We start from the raw sequence: 21,906 nt of genomic DNA on the forward strand, positions 1-21,906 counted from the left end.
TATACAGTTCGTCTTCATTCGTCAATAAAGGTAGAGGAGATCCTTCGTTTTGGCCGAGGTCATCTTTTCGGCGAAAAAGGCATGGAGCAGTTCATTTTCATCCAGCTTCCCTACTTCAATCCCTCTTTCAAAGACAACGAGGGGATGCTTTACCCCCCGCTGAAACTTCTCCACTACTGTAATAATAGAATCTTCGCTTTCAATGGGAAGTGGTCGCAGTTCCACAAATTGATGACTCTTCCCGTAATACCGCTCTAACAAAAACTTCATAAACGCATACCGCCTCTGTTTCCAGTCCACCCATAATGAAAAGTACAGGAATGAAAGAACGATCCACAGATTTAAATGAAGAGGAGCGATGATGAGTACAACCAGGTGGAACAGCAATAATAAACCAAAAGAAAAGAGAAGCGTGTATTCATACGCTCTCAAATAATTAAGCTTCGTGGCTAAAAGTAAGGAAACCATCTTCCCTCCATCCAACGGCCAAATGGGAAGAAGATTAAACAGCAACACCATCATATTCAACTGAAAAAAGAGCGAAAATGAGTCGGGGCTGATCACGCCGGTCTCCATAAGCCCCCAACCTAAGGCTATGAGCCATATGTGCTGCAAGGGACCCGCAGCTACCACCCAGAATTCCTCCCGCAAAGAACGGTTTCCATGCTCATCCATCTCCGCAACCCCACCAAAAGGCAATAGGGCGATTTTCTTTACTCTCCAGGAAAAAGAATGGGCCATCAGTCCATGTCCCAATTCATGGATCGTAATGATGAAGAGAAGCAGAATCAGTTCAAAAAAATGAGCCGTCATAATGGCAATGGCTATGACGAGCCAAAGCAAAGGGTGCACATGAAACTTTTTCAAAAGTGAAATGAAATTAGTCAAATGACATCACCTGTATCGGGTCGATAAACGTATCACCCATTTTTATCGCGAAATAGAACTCTCCTGTCACATCGTTCTGACTGCTTGTGGAAACCTTGCCTACAAGAGCTCCCTTCTCGATCGATTCATACTGTTTCACATCAATCGATTCGAGGTGACCATACCAGGATTCTGATTTGTCTGCATGTTGAATAACGACTGTGTTCCCCAGCTCTTCTTTCTTACCTGCAAATATAATCAAGCCTCCCTTCATCGCTGCTACATCTTCCCCCAAGCCCGTTTCAAGCATGATGCCTTGTCCATTGGTTTTAAAATTTTCAACGACCTTCCCTGACGCTGGTACGGCATATTCCGCACTTTGTTCAGTAGAGGGTTCTTTCTTGGTATTACTTGTCGGTAATAACGCTAATGGTTTTCCAAACTGGTCCTCATACCACGTCGAAATGGCGGCAAACTGGAATTCTGTATCCATGGTTTTCGTGACAACGGATTTCGCCTCATTGAAAACAGGTGAAGGACTCTTAAACATAATCGCCGTCACTAATACCATGATTCCCGCTCCAAGTATCTTAAGCATAAAGGTTTCCTTTTTGAATAATGGATGCACTCCCTCAGGTGGCGGTCCCCCTTCAAAGCTTGTCTGTCGTTCCAATCCGTAGCGCTCCTCGTCCGATGGGAGAAAGTATGAAGAGTTCTCGCCTGAATTCGTTTTCTTTCGTTTCGCTATCCGCTTACGTATTTCATCCGCACGATTCCCCATGTACACCATTCCTTTTTATAAGGTATTGTTTCATAAACGTCTGATTCAATCCTAGGTGCATCACCCCGTTCAAGAGTGATTCTATACTAAATGGTTCTGGTCATGATGAGGGACAAGGGGTGTTAGATCCATATTAAAAAGAGATCCATTCGATTACACATGATTTGCTACAATGTATGACTTGTCCTGAAAGAATATTCATGGGGAAAATAAAAAAGTCCCGGCAAAACGCTCGATGCGCTTTACCGGAACTGAATGAATCTTATGCTTTTACACCAAATAATTTTTTAATTCTTGAAAAGACTCCTGCCCGTTCTTCTTCCAGAGACTGTAACGGAACCGATTCACCCAAGATTCGTCTGGCAATATTCCGATAGGAAATGGATGCTTTGCTTGTTGAATCAAGAGCGATGGGCTCACCTTTATTGGAAGATTTAATCACATTATCGTCGTCGGCTACAATCCCAAGAAGATCAATGGAAAGATGGGCTGTGATTTCATCTACATCCAACATTTCACCGTTTTTCATCATATGATTGCGTATGCGGTTAATTACGAGTTTAGGTGGTTCAATATTCTCTTTCTCCAGTAAACCGATGATTCGATCGGCATCCCGTACAGCTGAAATTTCAGGTGTCGTGACGACAATCGCACGATCGGCACCCGCCACAGCATTCTTATACCCCTGCTCGATCCCCGCAGGACAATCAATAATGATATAATCATAGTCTTGCTTTAAATCTACTACTAGCTTCTTCATTTGCTCAGGGTTAACAGCGGATTTATCACTTGTTTGTGCAGCTGGCAGTAAAAATAGTTTATCCTCGAAACGCTTATCTTTCACCAGAGCTTGGTGTACTTTACAGCGGCCCTCTACAACGTCTACTAAGTCATAAATGATCCTGTTTTCGAGTCCCATCACCACATCCAGGTTTCTGAGGCCGATATCTGTATCAATTAAACAAACCTTTTTGCCTTGTAGAGCTAATGCTGTACCAACATTGGCAGAAGTAGTCGTCTTTCCCACTCCACCTTTACCTGAAGTAACAACTATGGCTTCACCCACATTAGCTTCCTCCTTTAAAACTAGTAATATTTGGTCTAAGATGCTTTAAAACTTGTAATCGATCCACAACAATTTGCCCCTGATCATCGACATAAGCACATTCCATTTCGTGGTCATCGTCTTCTTCCACCCGATCAGGTGCCCGGTTCAGGGAATCCCCTATCCGGAGCTGGGATGGAACCATTTTTGATGCAACGATGACTGCCTCCATATTTCCGTCGTGGCCGGCATGGGCAATTCCTTTCAACGAACCCAATATGTAAATATTCCCTCCAGCCAGCACCTTCCCGCCGGGATTGACATCGCCGACAATAAGGATGTCTCCTGATACTTCCACGACTTGTCCCGACCGGATCACGCCGGTTAGAGTTTCTATATTTCGTTCATCTATGAGTTTCTCTGCTTCATTCTTTGTAATCACATTACTCCATACTTCATTCACTACTAAATTACGTTTTTGTCTTACGATTTCTTTCAACTCTTCCACTTGATCATCCGTCAGGTAGCGATTCCCTGTCTGGATATTGACCGTGAGCAGGGGAGTACCTTCTGTTTCCCGGTAATGGGCAGACAGCTTATCGTCCAATTCCTTCTTTAACTCATGAAAGGAGCATTGATCATTGAGATGAAGAGTCAGTCCTTCTTTTGTTCCTTTTATCATCACATTTGGCTTTTTATTCATGGCGCAATTTTTCACCTCAGTCGTCTATTAAATTCGACATAAGCAGTGCCATTTCCTCTTTTTATGAAAAAATTACTATTAGAATTTAATCATCCAGCCACTCTTTCCGTTTTCGGAGAAGATAGTTCCTGAGTGGAAATGCCACAACTAAATAAAACAATATATTAAGGACCAATGTCGGCCACAAACGCCAGTCCACGAACTGCATAAACGTCAAATCAGTCCGTTGAATAATTAAATTGATTTGATACACCAAAAACTCCAATACGGAAAGGTTCACAAGTGAAATAATTCCCAATACCAAAAGGTTATTATGTAAAATTCTCATCATCTGGTGAGATAAAAATATGACAAATGGGAAGAGCACTAAGTAAATGCCATTGATTTCTGTGTAATAAATATCAAATAGAAAGCCAAAGATGAAACCATAAAGCAATGCAGTTCGGTACTGATAAAACGCACAAATAAAGAACAGCACAATAATCAGAAAATGTGGAACTATGATTTTCTGATCAAACCACTCTTCATTTGGAAAAAGATGGACAAATAAACTTTCACTGTAAAAGAAAAGCAGGGTCATAAACGGAAGGAGGAGCCTACTGATCATTGCCATCCTCCTCAGCATCCGCTTCCTGTTCCGTCACACCCTGGATGTCACGGTCGATGACCATGACGTGCTCCAAGTGATAAAAATCAGCAGCAGGCTTTACATATGCCGTTTGAGTCAACCCGTATTGATCCGGTTTTACTTCTTTCACTTCCCCGATGACCAGTCCCTTAGGGAATACTCCTCCCAATCCCGATGTCATCACTTTAGAGCCTTTGTCAACTTTCATATCGTTGGAGATCCGCTTAACCAAAATTTCTTTTTTATCACTGTCGTACCCTTCAATCCACCCGTTGATGTCTTGTTCTTTCCCTTGTATCACACTGGAAATCCGGTTTTTTGTATTATTGGTCGAAATTAATTCGACAGTAGATGAAAATTCATTTACGCTTTTGATCTTTCCGATCAATCCAGCCGATGAAATGACGGCCATGTCTGATTTAATCCCGTTCACTTCTCCCTTATCAATCGTCAGGAGCTCTTGCCAGCGATCAGGATTCCTTGCAATGACGGTAGCTTGAATCGTGTTATAGGCACGAAGGTCTTCCTTCTTTTCAAGGACCGCCCTTAATTCATTATTATCTTGTTTCAGGTCTTTCACCTTTGTTTCAAGTTTCACTAATTCATCTAAGCGTGTTTTCAATTTTTCATTTTCTGTGTATGTATTTTGAAGATCTTGAACGTTTTCAACAACTCCCGCTACATAGTTAACAGGTTTTGAAACCAATGACTGTCCGAATCCTACCATATCTTTTACAAACTGCTCAGGCCAGCTGATGCTATCTCGCTCCCGCAAAGAAAATCCGATTAATCCAACAAGGACGATGACACTGACGAGCAGAATGATCAAACGTTTATTCAGGAAGAATTGTGGCATGATGTACACCTCAACCTTTTCTCATTCTAGTAAATACTATATCAAAAATCGCTTATTTTTGATATCATTCGTCAAAATATTCATGGTTGTTCGAAAAAAGATGGGGCCGACCTTAAGGCTATCCAAGCATCCTAAGGAAACGTCCCCCATTTCATTATTTATTATTATTTTCCTCGATTTTTAAATAGGTGGATGTGGTCAAGTGCTTTCCCCGTACCGATTGCCACACAATCCAAAGGCTCCTCTGCAATGAGGACCGGCATTTTCGTTTCATCACTGATGACTTTGTCAAGATTACGAAGAAGCGCCCCGCCACCTGTCAGGACAATTCCTCTGTCCATGATGTCAGCCGCGAGTTCTGGCGGTGTTTTCTCTAAAGTACTCTTAACGGCATCGACAATCGTGTATACGGTATCATGAAGAGCAGATGCAATTTCAATTGCCGTTACTTCGATCGTTTTCGGTAAACCAGTCAAAAGGTCACGTCCGCGAATCTCCATTGCTTCAATTCCTTCAGAATCACCGGCAGAACCGACTTCCATTTTGATCGTCTCCGCTGTACGGTCCCCGATCATCAGGTTATACGTTTTGCGGATGTAGTTGATGATGGCATCATCCATCTCATCCCCGGCAACACGGATCGACTGACTTGTCACGATTCCTCCTAAAGAGATGATAGCTACTTCCGTCGTTCCTCCACCGATATCTACGACCATACTTCCTGTCGGTTCCCATACTGGCAGGTTTGCACCAATCGCAGCGGCAAACGGTTCTTCGATCGTGTAAGCATCTCTTGCTCCCGCCTGTCTTGTTGCATCGATGACCGCTCTTTCTTCAACACCGGTAATACCTGAAGGTACACAGACCATGACGTAAGGTTTTCTTGAAAAAGCACCTTTATTCCGTGTCGCTTGTCTTATGTAATACTTCATCATCGTGGCTGTTGTTTCGTAGTCAGCGATTACCCCATCTTTCATCGGGCGAAGAGCCACGACATTTCCCGGTGTTCTACCGATCATGTTCTTAGCATCATTTCCGACTGCAACGATATGCTTGTTATCTGTTTGAAGTGCTACAACAGAAGGTTCGCGAACGACAATCCCTTTGCCTTTCAAGTACACCAATGTGTTAGCTGTTCCTAAATCAATCCCTAAATCTTTCGTTCCAAACATGAATGGTATCTCCCTTTCTGATACAAATTGGCTGGTTTTTAACGTTTTATATGTGTTTTCACAGGAGAGTTGTCCAATCACTCTCTATCCTCGTAATTTTCGTCACAATAATTGTTCGTTCATGCATAACGAAAAGACTCATTCCCTTAAGAATGACTCTCTCTTTTCAAAGACTGCGTTATATAGAATCACCATATTGTTTATAAAAATCATAAGCTTAATTATATCGCAACCAGGAAAAAAATCATAGTGTCATAAATACCCTTTTTCCTTTAAACTGATAAACTTCTTCTCACCTATTATAAGATGATCGAGTATATCAATACCAATGATTCGACCACATTCCACTAATCTTTTTGTCACTTCAATATCTTCTCTGCTTGGAGTCGGATCTCCCGATGGATGGTTATGGATACAAATGATCGATGCAGCGGATCGTCGGAAGGCTTCCTTGAAGACCTCCCGGGGGTGCACGATGGAAGCATTCAGACTTCCAATAAAGATGGTTTGCTTGTGGAGAACTTGATTCTTTGTATTGAGGTATAAGCATACAAAATGCTCCTGGGCCAAAAATCTCATGTCGTTCATGACATAATTGGCTCCGTCTTCGGGGGAACGGATGCTATATCTGTCATCAAAAGCCAAGTTGCTAATTCTTCGACCGAATTCGACTGCGGCCATGATTTGAACCGCTTTTGCAAGGCCGATTCCATTCGTTTTCGTAATTTCTTCCAGGGAAGCATCTTTTAATAGATTCAATCCATCAAAGCGATTGAGCAGCCGATTGGACAATTGCAGAACAGACTCGGATTTTGTTCCGGTCCGGAGTAAGATAGCCAGAAGCTCCTGATTGGATAGGCTTGCTGCTCCGCTTTGAATCAGTCTTTCCCGTGGTCTTTCATCCTGAGGGAAATCCCGGATCATAAGCCTGTTTTCTTTCTGTTGAGGTATTGTTTTAACCATTGGTTCCTCCTTTTTGTACGTTAAGGAGTCATTCTGGTTGAAGATAGCCCAATTCAAGTAAAACACGATTCACTCGTGAGATGGGTAAACCAACGACGGAGAAATAATCGCCTTTAATTTCTTTGACAAATTTCGCTCCGATTCCTTGAATACCATATGAACCGGCTTTATCAAAAGGCTCTTCAGATGCAATGTAATCGTCGATCTCTTTAGAAGTCAACTCCCAAAACGTTACATCCGTTTTTTCATAAAAGAGTTTCTCTACGTCACCATGCAAAATGGCAACCCCAGTGTAGACAGAATGAGTAGAACCGGAAAGCATTGATAGCATTTCCTTCGCTGCCTCTTTGGATTCAGGTTTACCAAGAATCTGGTCATCCTTTGCTACGACGGTGTCTGAACCGATTACATAGTGGCTGGGGTATTGATTCGAGATTTCTTTCGCTTTTTTGCCGGCAAGATACATCACGACTTCATGGGGCATTAAATCAGATGAAAAAGTTTCTTCTACAGTAGAGCTGATAACGGAAAAAGAAAGTTGAATTTGTTTCAGAAGTTCTTTTCGACGAGGAGATTGTGAAGCGAGTATGAGGTTGGACAAACCATACCAATCCTTTCAGAGTAGAAATTGGGAGATACATGACTATACTACCAAAATCCACCTCTTTAAACAAGCAAAAATAGAGCCTGCACCCTCAAAGTCAGAAAGCTTAAAACTGACAAAATGAGAGAGGCTCTATTTTCGATGAAAGATTATTTCCTAGAAAATAGTCTAATTCAGTCGAATTTATAATCCACTGTAAATTTGCAGGTAGGATAATAGCTCTTCCTGAACTTTTTGGGCATCCTCCGGGGATTTCATCCCTGCCGCAAGATTCCCTGCATTGACTAAGGACTCTTTCATGGAGGCAATGGACTCTTGCCCTACCTTGATTCCTTCCAGTTCCTTCACTCCGGATTGAATGGTTTGAATCGTTTTTTCGTCAGGCGTTCCACCGACCATTCCACCGCTGCTCACTTCTGCTAATGTGTTGTAGAGCCCATTTCCCTTTTCCAAAAAGGATTTCTCTTCCTTTGAAGCATTTATTCCTTTAGCACCAAATACAAAATCTTTCGCAAAAACGGGTACCCCTTGTTCTTTCAATTCTGCCCCAAGTGATTTGGCTGTTTCAAGTTCTCCCGAAACACCCAAAATAAGAAAGAATTGTCCATCCTTTTCCACACTTGCGCTGCTCATCCCTTTTCCTGCTAAGCTTTCCTTCATGTCATTTAGCAATTCCTCAGTAGAATACACCCCGCCTTGTACAATCGAGGTTGAGAAATCCTTTAATTCTACAGCAGATACAGACTGTTTCTCTTCCGTATTTCCTTCTGCTGTCGTATCTTGCAACGTTGCCGCCGGCGCCGAAGGGCCATCTGTTGTCGTAATGACTTTAAGAGTGCCAAATCCCAGCACCGCCCCAACCACAACCGCACCAATTATCGACATTAGAAGATTTACGGAGTCCTGAAATGGATTTTTGAAAGACTTACGCTTCTTTTTGTTCCCTGACACATAATTGATTTTTTTGTATTCCTTTGGAGGCTCGGCTTCCTCATCGTCGGGAAGGACCCAATCGAACCCATTGTCTTCCGCCTCTTCCCCGGCAGCTGCTTCAGACTCCCCCAGCTTCCAATCATAAACAAGAAGGTCTTCATTAAAATTTGTTTTTTCACCATTAATTTTAATAGATATCTTTTTATCTTTGTCTCTTTTATTATTCATCATCGCCACCCTCCTTCATCTATTTTTTTCCATGCTATCACATCCAACAAAAAAAAGAACAAGACTTTTGTCGTCTTGTCCTAATAGGTTTTCGTCAAATTTTTTAGTTTTCATGCAGAGCATCGTCTTTCGTTTGATCAGTCTCTGTTGCAGCGGGATCCGTATATTGAATAAAAGGATTCTTTTTCAGTGAAGGAGGTGGGCTATCAATGGATGGTATACTATCCTGCAAATCCGTCAGTTCCGGTAAATAAAAGGCCGATGCCACCAGCTGATAGGTTATGGCTTGAGGCACCTCCCCAGTAATGGCCGGACTCATTTCTTCCCTTCCTTCAAACACAAGTTGATTCACTTCCACAATTCGTTCCAGGTTTTCCAAGGTACTAATGAATTTCTCCATGGAAAAATAGTTTTCTGATTCTACCGTCATGATAATCTGCAATCTCTTAACAGAAGCAGTGTCGTTCTCTATCACTTGCTCTTTGGAGGTTTCTTCTTGATTTTCCAAAGCGGTGTCTTCAATTGAAAATATGAAGTCTTCCTTCGCAAAACTCATTGATTGTATACTACTCTGAGATAGCACCTCTGCTTTTTCAAGTTGAAGGAGAAGCTGCTCCGTAAGCGGATCCACAGGGATTTTCTCTTGCATGCTTGTGGTATCTCTGTAGGAATGGTTTGCGATCTCCGATGTCTTTGTTTCAATCGCTGCCAAGAGCTTTTGTTCCGTTTGGAGTTCTTCTTGCTTCAGGTTCAGCCTCTCTTGTTGAGGAGAAAAGATAAAGAAATAGAAGATTAGCAGAGTGAACAGGCACCCGGTTGCCATTCCTATTAATAGCACTTTTTCATTTTTGTTCTTGGATAAAATCAATCTTCAACCTCCTCTTCTAGAGAGGCATCTTCTGTCTCATTTGAATCCTGAAGTTTATCTGCAATAAGTGTAAGGGAGTAATCAACAAGATATCTCGGAACCACTTCACTTTCATCTGCTTCTGCTTCTTCACCAGCACCTGTCGTGATTTCAAGAATTTCCGCTTCTTTAATCCAGTCTACTTCTTTTAAATGATACAAATAATAAGCTGCTTCCCGGGATGAATCGAATTGTACAGAGGTACTGACCCTTTGCCTATCAGTATATTCAAAGGTTTGAATGAATCCACGGGGAGGCAGTAACGAGATCAGCTTGTTAAGGACCGGAACTGTCTCGACCGGATAGTTATTCATCCACTCAACCGTTTCTTCAAGTTTTTTCGCTCCTCCAGTGGATTCAGAATCAAGTAGTTTCATTTGCTGAACCTCAATCAGCTGTTTGGTTTGAGCGATATTTCCCAGAGTTCTTTCAGTTTCCGTTTGAATGCTTCGAAGAGAGAAAAAGAAGATTAGACAACCGACAATAAATAATATAGGGATGATAGTCACACCATATAAAAAGACGGAACTCTTCTTTTCTTTTTCCGGCAATAAGTTTATATCAATGAGATTCAATATATTGCACCTCTTTTAACGCCAGACCCAGGGCAATGGCATACTGATTGGAAACTCTCTCGTCGTCCGTCGTATGGATACCACTTAAATTCTGAAATCCTACGGGGATGATAAGCCGTTCCTTTAGATACACTTCTATCTCACGTATATTCGGATGATCTCCGCTAATAAGTGCCTTTTCGACTGAGAACTCTCCTTTATGCAGTGAATACTGATAAAAATTCATCACTTTTTCTATTTCACTGAACGCATCTTCTACATTTCTCCAAGCAAGATGATCTTCTACTAATACGTTCTTATTTTCCTGTTCTACAACAATCGGTCTTGTAAAGATTGGCTTATGTTCACGAAATATAGAAATGGTTAATAATCTCTCATCAAAATGTAGAAACATTGTATGTTGTTGTGGTGAAACGATCTCCTGCTCTACTGACAATCTGTAAAGGGCTAGAGGAGAAATGTCTGCAACAACAGGCTTTAATTTTGCTACTTCCAACACATCTTTGTAGCTATCGACCACTTCCTGTTGAGATGCGATTAATAGAACATCCCTCTCTTCCGCCACTTCATCCAATAGGGCATAGTCAAATACAGGATCTTCAAAAGGTAAATGAATGCTGGTGCCAATTTCTAAAAATAAGTAACCTTCTATTTCATCCTGTTTAAGATCAAGGGGAATCTTCACTGTTCTTAAAACAACAAACGGATCTGGAACGACAAATCGTACCGATCTTCCTCTAATCCCCCACTCCTCTACACATTCTTCCAATATAATAGATAGAGTTTGTTCATCAAGGATCCTGCCCCCTTTGATGATGCCGTCTGGAAGGCTGCGTTCCCCTAAGGCCTGAACGAGCGGAGGGGAAGCCTGCTTCAACTCTAGAAAGCGGATGGAATTGTCTGTGAAAACGATATTGGATGTTTTTTTGCTGCTAGAGAGAAACGATAAAAAACCCATAAAATGAACCCTTTCATTACATTAATAGAAAATCGATAAATAAGCAGATAGAATGGAATCGTAATACAAATAAGCGAGGATGGTCCCTAAAGCGATAAACGGCCCGAACGGAATCGGTTTCCCCTTCTCAATGACTTTGAATGCAAGTGCAATCAAACCACAGATTGCTCCAAAGAAGGTGGCGAGCATAAAGGAAAGAATCATTACCTTCAAACCTACAACGAAGCCAATGACCCCATATAGCTTGATGTCCCCTCCTCCCATGCCACCTTGACTGACAATGGCGATAAGAAGAAGGAGTCCAAACCCTACTGCAGCTCCGACAAGACTATCCCACCACGGCGTTAATGGAATAAACAGACGTTCCAACAAAAAGATCCCTGCAAAAAATAGTAGGACTTTATCCGGAATGACCATATACTTCAAGTCAGAAACGGTAATAATGATGAACAAAGAAATGAGTGTCCATGCGATAAGCAGCTCCCAATCGAATCCAAACTCAAGATATGCCAGTACAAATAGACTAGCATTCAAAGCCTCCATAAACGGATATAAAGGAGAAATGCGCCCATGACATTGACGGCATTTCCCCTTTTGAATGAGATAAGAAAAGACAGGAAGCAGCTCGATCGCAGTCAATTGATGACTACAATAAGGACAGCTTGACCTTGGCTTTATAATGGATTTCTTTAACGGCACCCGTAGGCCTACTACGTTGTAGAAGGAGCCAAGGAGGAGTGCGTAGAGAGAAATAATTATTACCACTGAATATTAACCTTAATCTGCAGAAGCAGGAATAGTTGTATCATCTTTACCTGCACTATTTATTTCGGCAATAGAAGCATCTGCAAACGTGATTGTTACACTGCCCTTTGTACCAGAACCATTTAATGATAATGAATTATCATTTTCCACTTTCACAGTGTATCCATCCACCATTACATCACCGTTTTCTTCTAAATAATCAGTCAAATCACCTGCTTCAATTGTTTTATCAGTAGGTATACCCTCAGAAGACACAAATAATTTAGCAGCGTTTAAAACCTGGATCCCCTCAGCTTTAACAGCATCCGCACGTGACTTCTCAATTATATTCCCAATACTAGGAACCGCAATCGCCGCGATAATCCCTAAAATCACAATGACAGCTAGAAGTTCAACTAACGTCAAACCTCTATCATTCTTCAACATCTTTTTCATTTTCTTTAACATTTTCCTATTTCCTCCTCATAACCACATATAGTACTTTAGTACTCTTTTAATCTACCTATATTATACAACACAGAAAACAAAATATAAGTCTAAATGTGTAAAATATTATCAAAATTGCTAGAAATTTTGAACATTGTTAAATATTTCAAACATTGGAATCATGATTGCTGTGACGATAGTCCCGACAAGTCCTGCTAAAAAGACGATCATTAAAGGTTCGATGAGGGCCTTTAATTGATCTGTGGAGTTTTCCACTTCTTTTTCATAGAAATCCGCGACCTTTGAAAGCATGGCATCTAAGGACCCTGTTTCTTCTCCTATCGAAATCATTTGCGAAACCAAGGGTGGAAAGGCCCAGTGTTTTTTCATGGGTTCTGTTAGTGTTTCGCCTTTTTCCAATGACTCCCTGGACTCTCTGAGAACACCTGCCATGACTTCGTTTTCTACTACCCGTTCCACTATAGCCAAGGACTGTAGAATGGGTACAGAGCTTGAGAAAAGGGAGCTCAATGTTCTGGTCATTCTAGCCAAAACCGCTTTTTGGATCAGTTTTCCAAAGATAGGAATCCTTAAAATGAAGGAATCCAAATAGTATTTTGATTCTTTTCTTTGCCTTACCATGGCGATCCCGGTGATGAAAAGAATTACAACCAATAAAATGACATACCAGAATCGTTGGACTACTTCGCTTGCCCCTAGGACGAATCGCGTTATTAACGGTAATTCTCCCCCGAAATCATCGAACATATCCACGAATGTTGGAACAACTGCAGCAAGCAGGAAAATGACGACACCGATGGCGATGACACCGACGACGGCTGGATAGGAAAGAGCGGCGATCACTTTTTGACGTGTCCCGTGCTGCTTTTCATAGTGATCTCCAAGCCTTTCGAGAGTTTCATCAAGACTTCCCGTGGCTTCGCCGGCTTTCAGCATATTGATGAATAGAGGCTCGAACACTTTTTTATGTTTGCCGAATGCATCTGAAAGAGGATGTCCCTCTTTCAATTCTATTTCTACGTCTATGAGTATTTTCGTTAAGGCTTTACTATCTGTTTGACTGCTTAGAATGCGGGTCGCATCCACGACTGTGACTCCCGCTTTCAATAGAGTGGAGAATTGCCTAAGAAATATCACCATATGTTGAAGCTTAACCGGGTTCCCTAAAGTAATTTCTTTCGTTAAAAGAGACTCTGGAATTTCCTCCACTGAAATAATGCGTATGCCTTGATTCTTCAGACGGAGCATTGCCTCTTTTTTTGTAGTAGCCGTGATCTTTCCTTTTTTCTTACCTTTTTTGTCTCGCCCTTCGTACTTAAATCTGCTCATCTCTAACTATTCTCCTGAAGAAATGGAGACGCCACTTCTTTCGAAATCATACCAGCGTTAAGGAATCTGTTTACATTCGATTCAAAAAGCTCCATTCCAATAGCTTTAGAGGTTTGCATGACGGTTGGGATTTGATGAATCTTTTCAGAACGAATCAGATTGGCTACAGCTGAGTTATTCAGAAGAATTTCTGAAACAGCGATTCTCCCTTTTTTGTCAACCGTGGGCAGGAGGCGCTGAGCAATGACTCCCTGCAGAACAGATGCCAGCTGAACCCGGACTTGTGATTGCTGTTCCGCTGGGAAAACATCTATAATCCGTTCAATTGTAGAGACGGCACTGGACGTATGCAGCGTTCCCAGCACTAAATGACCCGTTTCAGCTGCTGTAATAGCCGTTTGAATGGTTTCCAGATCCCGCATCTCTCCAACCAGGATGACATCGGGGTCTTGTCTAAGTGCGCTCCGTAATCCGTATGCAAAGGACTTTGTATCAAACCCGACCTCTCGCTGATCGATAATCGAAGAACCGTGCTTATGTAGGTACTCGATCGGATCCTCTAATGTAATGATATGTTTCCTCATGGTCTGGTTCATATAGTGAATCATCGAAGCAAGCGTCGTCGACTTCCCGCTTCCGGTCGGACCGGTCACCAGCACCAATCCTTGATGTTTTTCTGCTATTTTCATTAAAACGGGAGGAAGCTTCAGTTCTTCAAGGGTCGGGATGTTTCTTGGGACGACACGCAAAGCTATTGAAATACAGGATCGTTGAAAATAGGCGTTCACCCTGAAGCGTGAAACGCCAGGTAGAGCATACGAAAAGTCCATTTCTCCCCGTTCCTTGAATTCCGTCCATAGGTGCACGGGAACAATGGCCCTTGCCATCTGCTCTGTATCTTCAGGTTTAAGTACTTCCTGCCCGTACCTCTTTAAATCTCCATGAATGCGAAATACCGGTGCTGATCCTATTGTTAAGTGAATATCCGAAGCTTTTAATTCAATGGCTGCCCTTAATAGCTGATTGATCCGTTCTTTCAAGTCATACACCTTCTTTACTCTATTGCTACTCTCAGAATTTCTTCTGTCGTCGTCATACCTTGCTTAACCTTGAACAATCCATCATCAAGAAGGAAAATGGTTTTGTTTTTGATTGCAACTTCTCTTAGTGAGGAGAGCGTTTCATTGTTCATAATGATTTTCTTCATTTCATCGTTTACCATCAGAACTTCATGAATGGCCATTCTTCCTTTATAGCCTGTCATATTACATGAAGCACACCCACTGCCCCTGATGATTTTCTCAATCGACATTCCTCTTCGGTTAAAGATATCCTTTTCCCGTAAGGTGGGTATATCTTCCTTTGCACAATCCCTACAGACTTTCCGAACGAGTCTTTGGGCCACAATCCCGCTTACAGACGTCGCAACTAAAAATGGCTCCACCCCCATATCGATCAGACGGGTTACCGTACTTAACGAATCATTTGTGTGGATGGTACTGAGGACAAGGTGTCCAGTCAAGGAAGCACGGATCGCTACCTCCGCCGTTTCTCTATCCCTGATCTCCCCCACCATGATGATATTCGGATCTTGTCTTAAGATGGACCGGAGCCCTGTGGCGAAAGTAAGCCCTACATTGGAGTTGACCTGAATTTGGTTGACACCTTCCAATTGATACTCTACAGGGTCTTCGACGGTTATAATATTGACCTCTTCAGTATTCAGCTTGTTCAAGGCTGCATAAAGAGTGGAAGATTTTCCTGAACCGGTAGGGCCCGTAATAAGGACAATTCCTGTTGGCCGATCAATCAAATCCTGAAATCGTTTGAGATTTAAGCTGTTAAATCCAAGGTGTCCCAAGTCATTTAATGACGAACTTAGATCCAGTATACGCAGAACGATCTTTTCTCCATATACCGTCGGAAGAGTCGATACCCGTAAGTCAATGGGACGAAAATCGATATTCGTTTTGATCCTTCCATCTTGAGGAACTCTGTGCTCAGTAATATCCAATTGAGAAATAATTTTGATCCGTGCCGTCAACATACTTTGCATGTGCTTAGGAAGGGTTCTATCCGTTCTTAGAATACCGTCCACCCGGTAGCGAATATGCACTTTCGTTTCATGTGGATCGATATGAATATCACTTGCTTTTTGAGTCATTGCATTAGATAACAATTGATTCACGAGTTTCGCGATTGGAGAATCCTGATCTGTTAATGTTTCATCTTCTAACGGGGGGCGGTCATTTCCCATCCCCTTCAACTCTTCAAAGCTTTCATCCATCTCGTAGTATTTATTGATGGAGCGAAGGATATCATCTTTTGTGGCGATAGCCGTATCAATGAAAAAACCTGTGGACAATCGTAAATCCTCAATGGCATAAAAATCCATGGGATCTGCCATGGCGACGAAAAGCTTATCTCCTTCTTTTTTTAAAGGGATAATCAAGTTCCGTTTTGCTGATTCTTTTGGAATCAGATGGAACAACTTAGGGTCGAACGGATAACGAAATAAACTGACATGTGGAATACCCAGCTGAAACTCCAGCACCTCAATTAACTGTTGCTCTGTTATATACCCTTTTTGTAAGATAGCGTCTCCTAGTTTTTGATCTTTTCCCTTTTCTTTAAGAGCGGTTTGAAGCTTTCCTTCTGTCAATAATCCTGATTCAACCAATAAGTCGCCTAAACGTTTCCTCTCTTGGGCCATGCTATTCCACCTAACTGTCAGTTTCTTATTTCATATTAGCTAATGGAGAATCCTCCTCAGAAGGAGAGGATTCATCATTCGAATTCTCATTTGCTGAAGGTTCGTCATCTCCTATTGGATCAGATGTACCATTGTTATCTGAATGACTATCATTCCCTTGAGGTTCAGGACTCTCCTGACTGTTCACTTCTTCATTAAGAGAGTCAGTCCTATTCGTCCCTGGAGAGGAAACCGGTTGTTGAGACACATAATCTTGCATACTATGTATTTCTTCTTTGAAAATTGGAAGATAAAAGTCTTCTGATACTTTTTCTTCCTTGAGAAGTTCTCCGTTCTTTGTCTCAAAGCTTCTCCACACTTCAATCTTCATGCCATTCCTGCCTGCTTCCGTCACCTTTACTTCACCGCTATTTAAGTAAGGGCTATACTGTTTAATAACTTTCGGTTTAAAGGTTTCTTCATTTCGTCTCTCAACAATAATCTCATATGGAATTTCTACCCCAGAGAGGGTAAGGAACAGAGAATCCCCCTGCCTATGAAAACTGACAATATAGGAAGCATCATTCGGATTCATGAAACTAAAATCCTGACCTTGCTCCTGATTTACGAAAGCTTCAAATCCTAACTCGATATTGTCTGGGAGTTCCCTCCCCTGATGTCTTTCGATTACTTCAAAATTGGTTCGCAGCACCAACTCATATATGCTTGATGCAATTGTACTTAAATCTTGTTGGGATGCTCCAGAGAAACCTTTATTTTCAATGAATTCCAATAAAGAAAACGGGGAAGTCCCCCCTATTTTGATTTCTGGAAAAGTATCAACAAAGCTTTGAATTCCAGGAGTCATGGTTACACCTTCCATGTTGATTTCTGAAATGGTTTCAACAGAGTTTGATTGAATGAAAAAATCATTAACTATCACTATTTGTTCAGTCATAACCAACTTTTCTGCATGGTGGGCAATTTCCTGTCTCAATGAATCTAAATCAATCAAGCTTACATCCACTTCTTTCGAAGCCAGAAAAGAGTCAAGTCCCTGTATGCTCACCAACAACGGAGAGGGATTTCCTTGAATTGTACTATTGATGGAAGAGTGAATGTCGATATCAACCAAGCTCGGGTCCATAGGTATCTGATTCTCCATGTAGGAAAGGACTAAAGACTGATTTTCTTTCCATCCCTCTACTTTCACCTTCAGCTTGTCTTCTGCTTCTTGATAAGAAAGATGGGAAACATCTATATTTCCGATTTTGGTCCCTTCTGAAAATGACTGAGTGGGAGATATAAAATAGTCATATGCAAAAGCTCCAAGATGAGCAAAACCAAACATATAAATACTGCATAACACAAAGAAGACAGATAACTTCGTAAATGGTAACGTTTTGCTCATCATTTATGCCCCTTTAGTTCTTTGTTTCAAAGAATAAGCGATTGTATTCTTCCTCTTCTTCTGATGTTAGAGTCGAAGAAAGACCCCCTCTTTCTTTCATCAAATCCTCCTCTTTTGAAAGAGGATCCCACTCTTGTATTTGTTTCTCAAGGTCATCCCATTCTTCTGGAGGAAAGGATTCTACTTTTTCCATTTCTTTATAATCCTTCTCATCTATAAATTCTTCAAGAACGTTTTCTGATGAATCCAGAGGAAAGAATGATTCTTCTATGTAATCGTTTCTATGAACGTCTTCACTCACTTCTGAAGGAACATCCGTTTCGGGTTCATGCCTATCATTCATTTCTTGTTGACTTCTCACGCTGTTCTCTGTTGTGGAACGATTCTCGGGTATTTTCGAGGTATGTAGAAATAATGGTTTTAACCTCGTCTCAAGGAAGTAGGTACTTAGAAGTAGTAGTGATATGAAAATAATCATTACCTGATAAAGAGAAATAACTAGGCTTGCCAGCATACACAAAATGGTAAGGAGCAGGGCTGAAGAAGAAACAAGGACTTTATGCTTAAATGCCAGTTTTATAGGAACAAGAGCAAGTACGGGCAGCAATAACAGATAGGCTATGATAGCAAATACTACAACATGCAATCTCCTTCCTCCTTTTATGATAAATTCCGATGAAATTTAACAAAATTCGACTACTACTATTTTAGTATATACAGTGGTAAATGAAAAGCTACTATCTGTTATTAATAAGCGAAATTAGGATAATAGTCATAGTTTTCATTCTTTCAACAAAAAAACACCTCCACACGCAGGAAGGTGTTTCCCGAATTCATTTCACATACTGAGCCACCCGATTCCGTCCGGCCTGCTTCGCCCCCGTATAAAGCGCACGGTCCGCATGGCGGATGAGTGCCAGGTTATCTTCAGCATCTTCAGGTGCGGTTGAGACTCCGATGCTTGCGGTGATCCGGGCCATCATCTGTTTGTTGGATTCATCCAGACTATCATGGATGGTGAAGGGATTGTTGGCTACCGCATCCCTGACATGCTCTGCCAGGCTGAGCGCTTCATCCCGTTTCGTATCCGGAAGAAGGATGACAAATTCCTCCCCTCCATACCTTGCAACGGTTCCCCTGGTATCAATAAGGGTACGAAGGCGGTCTGCAAGTTCAATCAGGATTTCGTTACCGCTCTGGTGACCATAGTTATCGTTAATGACCTTAAAATGATCAAGGTCGAGCATGATAAGGGATAGACTCTCCCTTTTCCCAACATCGAGATGGCTGAATTCCAGTGACAGGAGATCTTCAAAGTAGCGGTAATTATATAGTCCTGTCAGGGCACATCGCTCACTGTTTTTCTTCGTTCGTTCATGATGCCTGGCATTTGCGATCGCCACTCCGAAATAGGAGCATAAAATATCGACGATCATCAATTGATATTTTTCATAGGCTTTCTTTTTGGAAGAAGCCAATAGAAGGATCCCTCGTACCTTTTGACTTCTTACAATGGGTACGCACAGAACGCTTTCCACTCCATCAGGCATGTACCCTTCAGCGATCCCGGTCCATTCAGATCGTGAAGTATAGAGGACGGACTTCCCTGTTTCCCACACTACACCGCTGATCCCCTGGCTTTTCTTTAATGGACGCAGGTTATTAGACTTCATTTCTCCATTTTCAACCCGTCTTAACAGGACAAGTTCTTCTTCCTTACAATCAAGGATATAGGCATACTCTACCGGCAGGGTCTCAATGATTTTCTCGATGAATATATCAAGCACTTCATTTACTTTAAGGCTTTCCGTTAACTGGTGACCGATTTCACCCGCTTTTTGAAGGTATTCATTGATCTTTTCAGAAGAGTTATACATCTTTAAAATGATCGATAAACTCACAAAAGGGATACCAATCAATAAAGAAGCAAAGGCTCCCAGTTCAAACGTTAAATAATAGAGAGATAAGGAAAGAGGGAACATGATCATGTTTGCCGTAAAATCCCATACAAAATCCTTGCTGTAAAAGCGGACATCACTATTTACCAGATAGAGTTGATAGAGCAGAAGCAATATCTGGTTAACCATGATCGAGACTATTTGATAACTCAGGATAGGAAAGATTAATTGACTGATATCTCTTAATCCGACTTCTCCTCCGAATAGAAAATAGACCAGACCACTGACTAATGAAACGATAAAGAACATGACTGAATTCAAGGGGATTCTATGCCAATCATTTTTGGTCAATTGAAGCCGGATGAGTAATGGAATTATAGAGAACTGCATGAGGATGATTTCAACAAATAAACCATACTTTATAAACCCTACAAGAGTCACCCACTGGATGAAGAAGATGGTCGCACCATTTATCACAATGGGCATAAGCGGGATAAAAGTAGCGAAAGCCACCAATGTTAATAGCTCTAACTCATTTCCTGCAATATTCTCAGGAGGATAGTATTGATATGCAATGTACAAACCAGCGGGTACAACGGCCAGCCAGGTCAGCAATATGTACAGCTTCTTTTTTACGGATAACGTCATATCTATCCCCCATAGGTCCACAATCAATTTAATATAGTTCGATCACACTATACTAGTTAAATAGTCACAAGTTTAAGAATATTTTATCAAAGCAGTCCAATAAAGTCACTTGTTATTTTCCAATTGGTCCACTAGATATGGTTTTACCTCGGATAAAAAGTATAGTGAACCTGTTATTAACAGGACATCATTTTCTTTCATGCCTTGTATTTTTTCAGTAAGGTAGTCTCTCCATTGGTGAACTTTCCTCTTATTTGGATGGGAAGATAATTCATAAAGATCTTCAACTGACGCGACTCGTGGAAAGTCAAAGGTCGTAAATCCAATTGCCTCCACCGCTTCTTCCAATTGAGTGACCATCGGTTTCAATTCTTTGTCGTGGAGTGCCGAAAAAAGAACTGTTACTCTGTTATTGATAAATCGATCCTTTATGGTCTTCACCAAGGCTTGTACCCCTTCAGGATTATGGGCACCGTCAATATAAATCCCGGGATTGTATGATAGAGCTTCCATTCTGCCTGGCCATGATGCCTTTTTTAGTCCCACTTTGATATGGGTACTTGCTATTTTATGCTTTTCACTAAGGAGCTCTATCACTTTAATTGCAATCGCTGCATTATTGATTTGATGGGCACCTAACATGGAAAGTTCATACGTTTCATTTTGGACAGGAGATGTGTAATGGAATCTCTCACCTCTTTCAAGTAAGGCATTCCGTTCCACAGAAAAATCTTCTCCAAGTTCAAACAGGTCACTATTCATTTCCAACGCTCTCTTTCTTATCACTTCAGCCGCTTCTTTCTGGTGAACCCCTGATATGACAGGAACAGAACGTTTGATGATCCCGGCTTTCTCAAAGGCTATGTCTTCTAATCTGCTTCCCAGAAATTGCATATGATCCAGACCGATGCTCGTTATGACTGAAACCATAGGTGTAATGACATTTGTCGAATCAAGCCTTCCTCCAAGCCCAACCTCATAAAGGACGAGATCGACCGGTTGCATTTCTGCAAAATAATAAAAGCTCATAGCTGTTATGACTTCAAATTCAGAAGGGGTTCCCCAATCAGAATGCTCCATGCTTTCGGCAATGGGCTTTATCTTTTCCACAAGAAGAGTTAAATCTTCATCAGAAACAGGCTTTCCATTTATACTGATCCTCTCATTGAACCGTTCAAAATATGGTGAAGTAAAGGTGCCTACTGAATACCCTGATTCCTGTAATATATTTCGTAAATAGGTTACAGTGGATCCCTTTCCGTTTGTTCCCCCGATATGAACGGTTTTGAGATTTTCATGAGGATTCCCAAGTTTCTCTAACAAGAACTGCATTCTCTCTAGACCCGGCTTGATTCCAAGTCTGAGTCTTGAGTGTATCCATCCAACGGCCTTCTCATAGGTTAACAATTTCAGTCACTCCCCTTAAGGTTTCATTAGAAAGAGGGCTCAGGTCAGGGCAGATTGCTGGAGAGAAAAACCTTCATGCATCCCCTCAC

At 41.5% G+C, this 21,906-nt stretch carries 22 protein-coding genes; all 22 read right to left on the reverse strand.

Going from position 1 to position 21,906, the window contains the following annotated elements; genetic code table 11:
• Positions 1-21 precede the first annotated feature (21 nt).
• The 22 genes from ACYH0O_RS17755 to ACYH0O_RS17860 all read right to left on the reverse strand — a co-directional run bounded on the left by ACYH0O_RS17755 (position 22) and on the right by ACYH0O_RS17860 (position 21,817).
• Positions 22-888, reverse strand: coding sequence for a M50 family metallopeptidase (locus ACYH0O_RS17755; RefSeq protein WP_482629728.1), 867 nt, complete (start codon positions 886-888; stop codon positions 22-24).
• A complete protein-coding gene (locus ACYH0O_RS17760; RefSeq protein WP_482629729.1) occupies positions 881-1,648 on the reverse strand; it encodes a peptidoglycan DD-metalloendopeptidase family protein in 768 nt (255 codons plus the stop codon). The genes ACYH0O_RS17755 and ACYH0O_RS17760 overlap by 8 nt, the downstream gene beginning before the upstream one ends.
• A 262-nt stretch (positions 1,649-1,910) precedes the next feature.
• The gene (minD, locus tag ACYH0O_RS17765; RefSeq protein ID WP_113969491.1) at positions 1,911-2,714 is read right to left on the reverse strand and encodes a septum site-determining protein MinD; all 804 of its coding nucleotides are present in this window, start codon (positions 2,712-2,714) and stop codon (positions 1,911-1,913) included.
• A 1-nt stretch (position 2,715) separates the two neighbouring features.
• Positions 2,716-3,396, reverse strand: coding sequence for a septum site-determining protein MinC (gene minC, locus ACYH0O_RS17770; protein WP_482629730.1), 681 nt, complete (start codon positions 3,394-3,396; stop codon positions 2,716-2,718).
• 85 nt (positions 3,397-3,481) lie between these two features.
• The gene (mreD, locus tag ACYH0O_RS17775) at positions 3,482-4,003 is read right to left on the reverse strand and encodes a rod shape-determining protein MreD (protein ID WP_188048528.1); all 522 of its coding nucleotides are present in this window, start codon (positions 4,001-4,003) and stop codon (positions 3,482-3,484) included.
• On the reverse strand, positions 3,993-4,880 hold the full coding sequence (mreC, locus tag ACYH0O_RS17780; RefSeq protein ID WP_149156333.1) for a rod shape-determining protein MreC: 888 nt from the start codon (positions 4,878-4,880) through the stop codon (positions 3,993-3,995). The genes mreD and mreC overlap by 11 nt, the downstream gene beginning before the upstream one ends.
• Positions 4,881-5,044: 164 nt before the next feature.
• Positions 5,045-6,052, reverse strand: a complete 1,008-nt coding sequence (locus ACYH0O_RS17785; RefSeq protein ID WP_149156332.1) for a rod shape-determining protein — start codon at positions 6,050-6,052, stop codon at positions 5,045-5,047.
• A gap of 252 nt (positions 6,053-6,304) precedes the next feature.
• Entirely contained in the window at positions 6,305-7,015 is a 711-nt protein-coding gene (radC, locus tag ACYH0O_RS17790) for a RadC family protein (protein ID WP_482629731.1), read from the reverse strand.
• A 28-nt stretch (positions 7,016-7,043) separates the two neighbouring features.
• Positions 7,044-7,616: a Maf family protein gene (locus ACYH0O_RS17795; protein ID WP_482629732.1), complete on the reverse strand. Its 573-nt coding sequence runs from the start codon at positions 7,614-7,616 to the stop codon at positions 7,044-7,046.
• A gap of 186 nt (positions 7,617-7,802) precedes the next feature.
• Positions 7,803-8,783 (reverse strand): hypothetical protein, encoded by a 981-nt coding sequence (locus ACYH0O_RS17800; RefSeq protein WP_482629733.1) that lies wholly within the window; start codon positions 8,781-8,783, stop codon positions 7,803-7,805.
• Between the two features lie 100 nt (positions 8,784-8,883).
• The gene (locus ACYH0O_RS17805) at positions 8,884-9,648 is read right to left on the reverse strand and encodes a hypothetical protein (RefSeq protein ID WP_482629734.1); all 765 of its coding nucleotides are present in this window, start codon (positions 9,646-9,648) and stop codon (positions 8,884-8,886) included.
• Positions 9,645-10,262: a hypothetical protein gene (locus tag ACYH0O_RS17810; protein WP_482629735.1), complete on the reverse strand. Its 618-nt coding sequence runs from the start codon at positions 10,260-10,262 to the stop codon at positions 9,645-9,647. The genes ACYH0O_RS17805 and ACYH0O_RS17810 overlap by 4 nt, the downstream gene beginning before the upstream one ends.
• Entirely contained in the window at positions 10,249-11,220 is a 972-nt protein-coding gene (gene pilM / locus ACYH0O_RS17815; protein ID WP_482629736.1) for a type IV pilus biogenesis protein PilM, read from the reverse strand. The genes ACYH0O_RS17810 and pilM overlap by 14 nt, the downstream gene beginning before the upstream one ends.
• A gap of 21 nt (positions 11,221-11,241) precedes the next feature.
• Positions 11,242-11,985, reverse strand: a complete 744-nt coding sequence (locus ACYH0O_RS17820) for a prepilin peptidase (RefSeq protein ID WP_482629737.1) — start codon at positions 11,983-11,985, stop codon at positions 11,242-11,244.
• 12 nt (positions 11,986-11,997) lie between these two features.
• Complete coding sequence (locus tag ACYH0O_RS17825; protein WP_482629738.1) at positions 11,998-12,432, reverse strand: type IV pilin protein; 435 nt, start codon at positions 12,430-12,432, stop codon at positions 11,998-12,000.
• A 117-nt stretch (positions 12,433-12,549) separates the two neighbouring features.
• Positions 12,550-13,761, reverse strand: coding sequence for a type II secretion system F family protein (locus ACYH0O_RS17830; protein WP_482629739.1), 1,212 nt, complete (start codon positions 13,759-13,761; stop codon positions 12,550-12,552).
• 2 nt (positions 13,762-13,763) lie between these two features.
• On the reverse strand, positions 13,764-14,801 hold the full coding sequence (locus ACYH0O_RS17835; RefSeq protein ID WP_482629740.1) for a type IV pilus twitching motility protein PilT: 1,038 nt from the start codon (positions 14,799-14,801) through the stop codon (positions 13,764-13,766).
• A gap of 14 nt (positions 14,802-14,815) precedes the next feature.
• The gene (locus tag ACYH0O_RS17840; RefSeq protein ID WP_482629741.1) at positions 14,816-16,474 is read right to left on the reverse strand and encodes a GspE/PulE family protein; all 1,659 of its coding nucleotides are present in this window, start codon (positions 16,472-16,474) and stop codon (positions 14,816-14,818) included.
• A 25-nt stretch (positions 16,475-16,499) separates the two neighbouring features.
• Entirely contained in the window at positions 16,500-17,867 is a 1,368-nt protein-coding gene (locus ACYH0O_RS17845) for a G5 domain-containing protein (protein ID WP_482629742.1), read from the reverse strand.
• 10 nt (positions 17,868-17,877) lie between these two features.
• A complete protein-coding gene (locus ACYH0O_RS17850; RefSeq protein ID WP_482629743.1) occupies positions 17,878-18,510 on the reverse strand; it encodes a hypothetical protein in 633 nt (210 codons plus the stop codon).
• Positions 18,511-18,697: 187 nt separating this feature from the next.
• Positions 18,698-20,410 carry a sensor domain-containing diguanylate cyclase gene (locus tag ACYH0O_RS17855; RefSeq protein ID WP_482629744.1) on the reverse strand — a complete coding sequence of 571 codons (1,713 nt, stop codon included), beginning with the start codon at positions 20,408-20,410 and terminating at the stop codon, positions 18,698-18,700.
• Between the two features lie 105 nt (positions 20,411-20,515).
• Positions 20,516-21,817 (reverse strand): bifunctional folylpolyglutamate synthase/dihydrofolate synthase, encoded by a 1,302-nt coding sequence (locus ACYH0O_RS17860; RefSeq protein WP_482629745.1) that lies wholly within the window; start codon positions 21,815-21,817, stop codon positions 20,516-20,518.
• Positions 21,818-21,906 lie beyond the last annotated feature (89 nt).

The organism is Rossellomorea sp. H136 (genome assembly GCF_056838065.1).

Coding starts and splice junctions, on each gene's coding strand:
- ACYH0O_RS17830 (WP_482629739.1), bottom strand. CDS start 13,761: ATGAGCAGATTTAAGTACGAAGGGCGAGACAAAAAAGGTAAGAAAAAA.
- mreD (WP_188048528.1), bottom strand. CDS start 4,003: ATGATCAGTAGGCTCCTCCTTCCGTTTATGACCCTGCTTTTCTTTTAC.
- ACYH0O_RS17825 (WP_482629738.1), bottom strand. CDS start 12,432: ATGTTAAAGAAAATGAAAAAGATGTTGAAGAATGATAGAGGTTTGACG.
- ACYH0O_RS17855 (WP_482629744.1), bottom strand. CDS start 20,410: ATGACGTTATCCGTAAAAAAGAAGCTGTACATATTGCTGACCTGGCTG.
- ACYH0O_RS17785 (WP_149156332.1), bottom strand. CDS start 6,052: ATGTTTGGAACGAAAGATTTAGGGATTGATTTAGGAACAGCTAACACA.
- minC (WP_482629730.1), bottom strand. CDS start 3,396: ATGAATAAAAAGCCAAATGTGATGATAAAAGGAACAAAAGAAGGACTG.
- ACYH0O_RS17800 (WP_482629733.1), bottom strand. CDS start 8,783: ATGATGAATAATAAAAGAGACAAAGATAAAAAGATATCTATTAAAATT.
- ACYH0O_RS17840 (WP_482629741.1), bottom strand. CDS start 16,474: ATGGCCCAAGAGAGGAAACGTTTAGGCGACTTATTGGTTGAATCAGGA.
- ACYH0O_RS17845 (WP_482629742.1), bottom strand. CDS start 17,867: ATGATGAGCAAAACGTTACCATTTACGAAGTTATCTGTCTTCTTTGTG.
- radC (WP_482629731.1), bottom strand. CDS start 7,015: ATGGTTAAAACAATACCTCAACAGAAAGAAAACAGGCTTATGATCCGG.
- mreC (WP_149156333.1), bottom strand. CDS start 4,880: ATGCCACAATTCTTCCTGAATAAACGTTTGATCATTCTGCTCGTCAGT.
- pilM (WP_482629736.1), bottom strand. CDS start 11,220: ATGGGTTTTTTATCGTTTCTCTCTAGCAGCAAAAAAACATCCAATATC.
- ACYH0O_RS17760 (WP_482629729.1), bottom strand. CDS start 1,648: ATGGGGAATCGTGCGGATGAAATACGTAAGCGGATAGCGAAACGAAAG.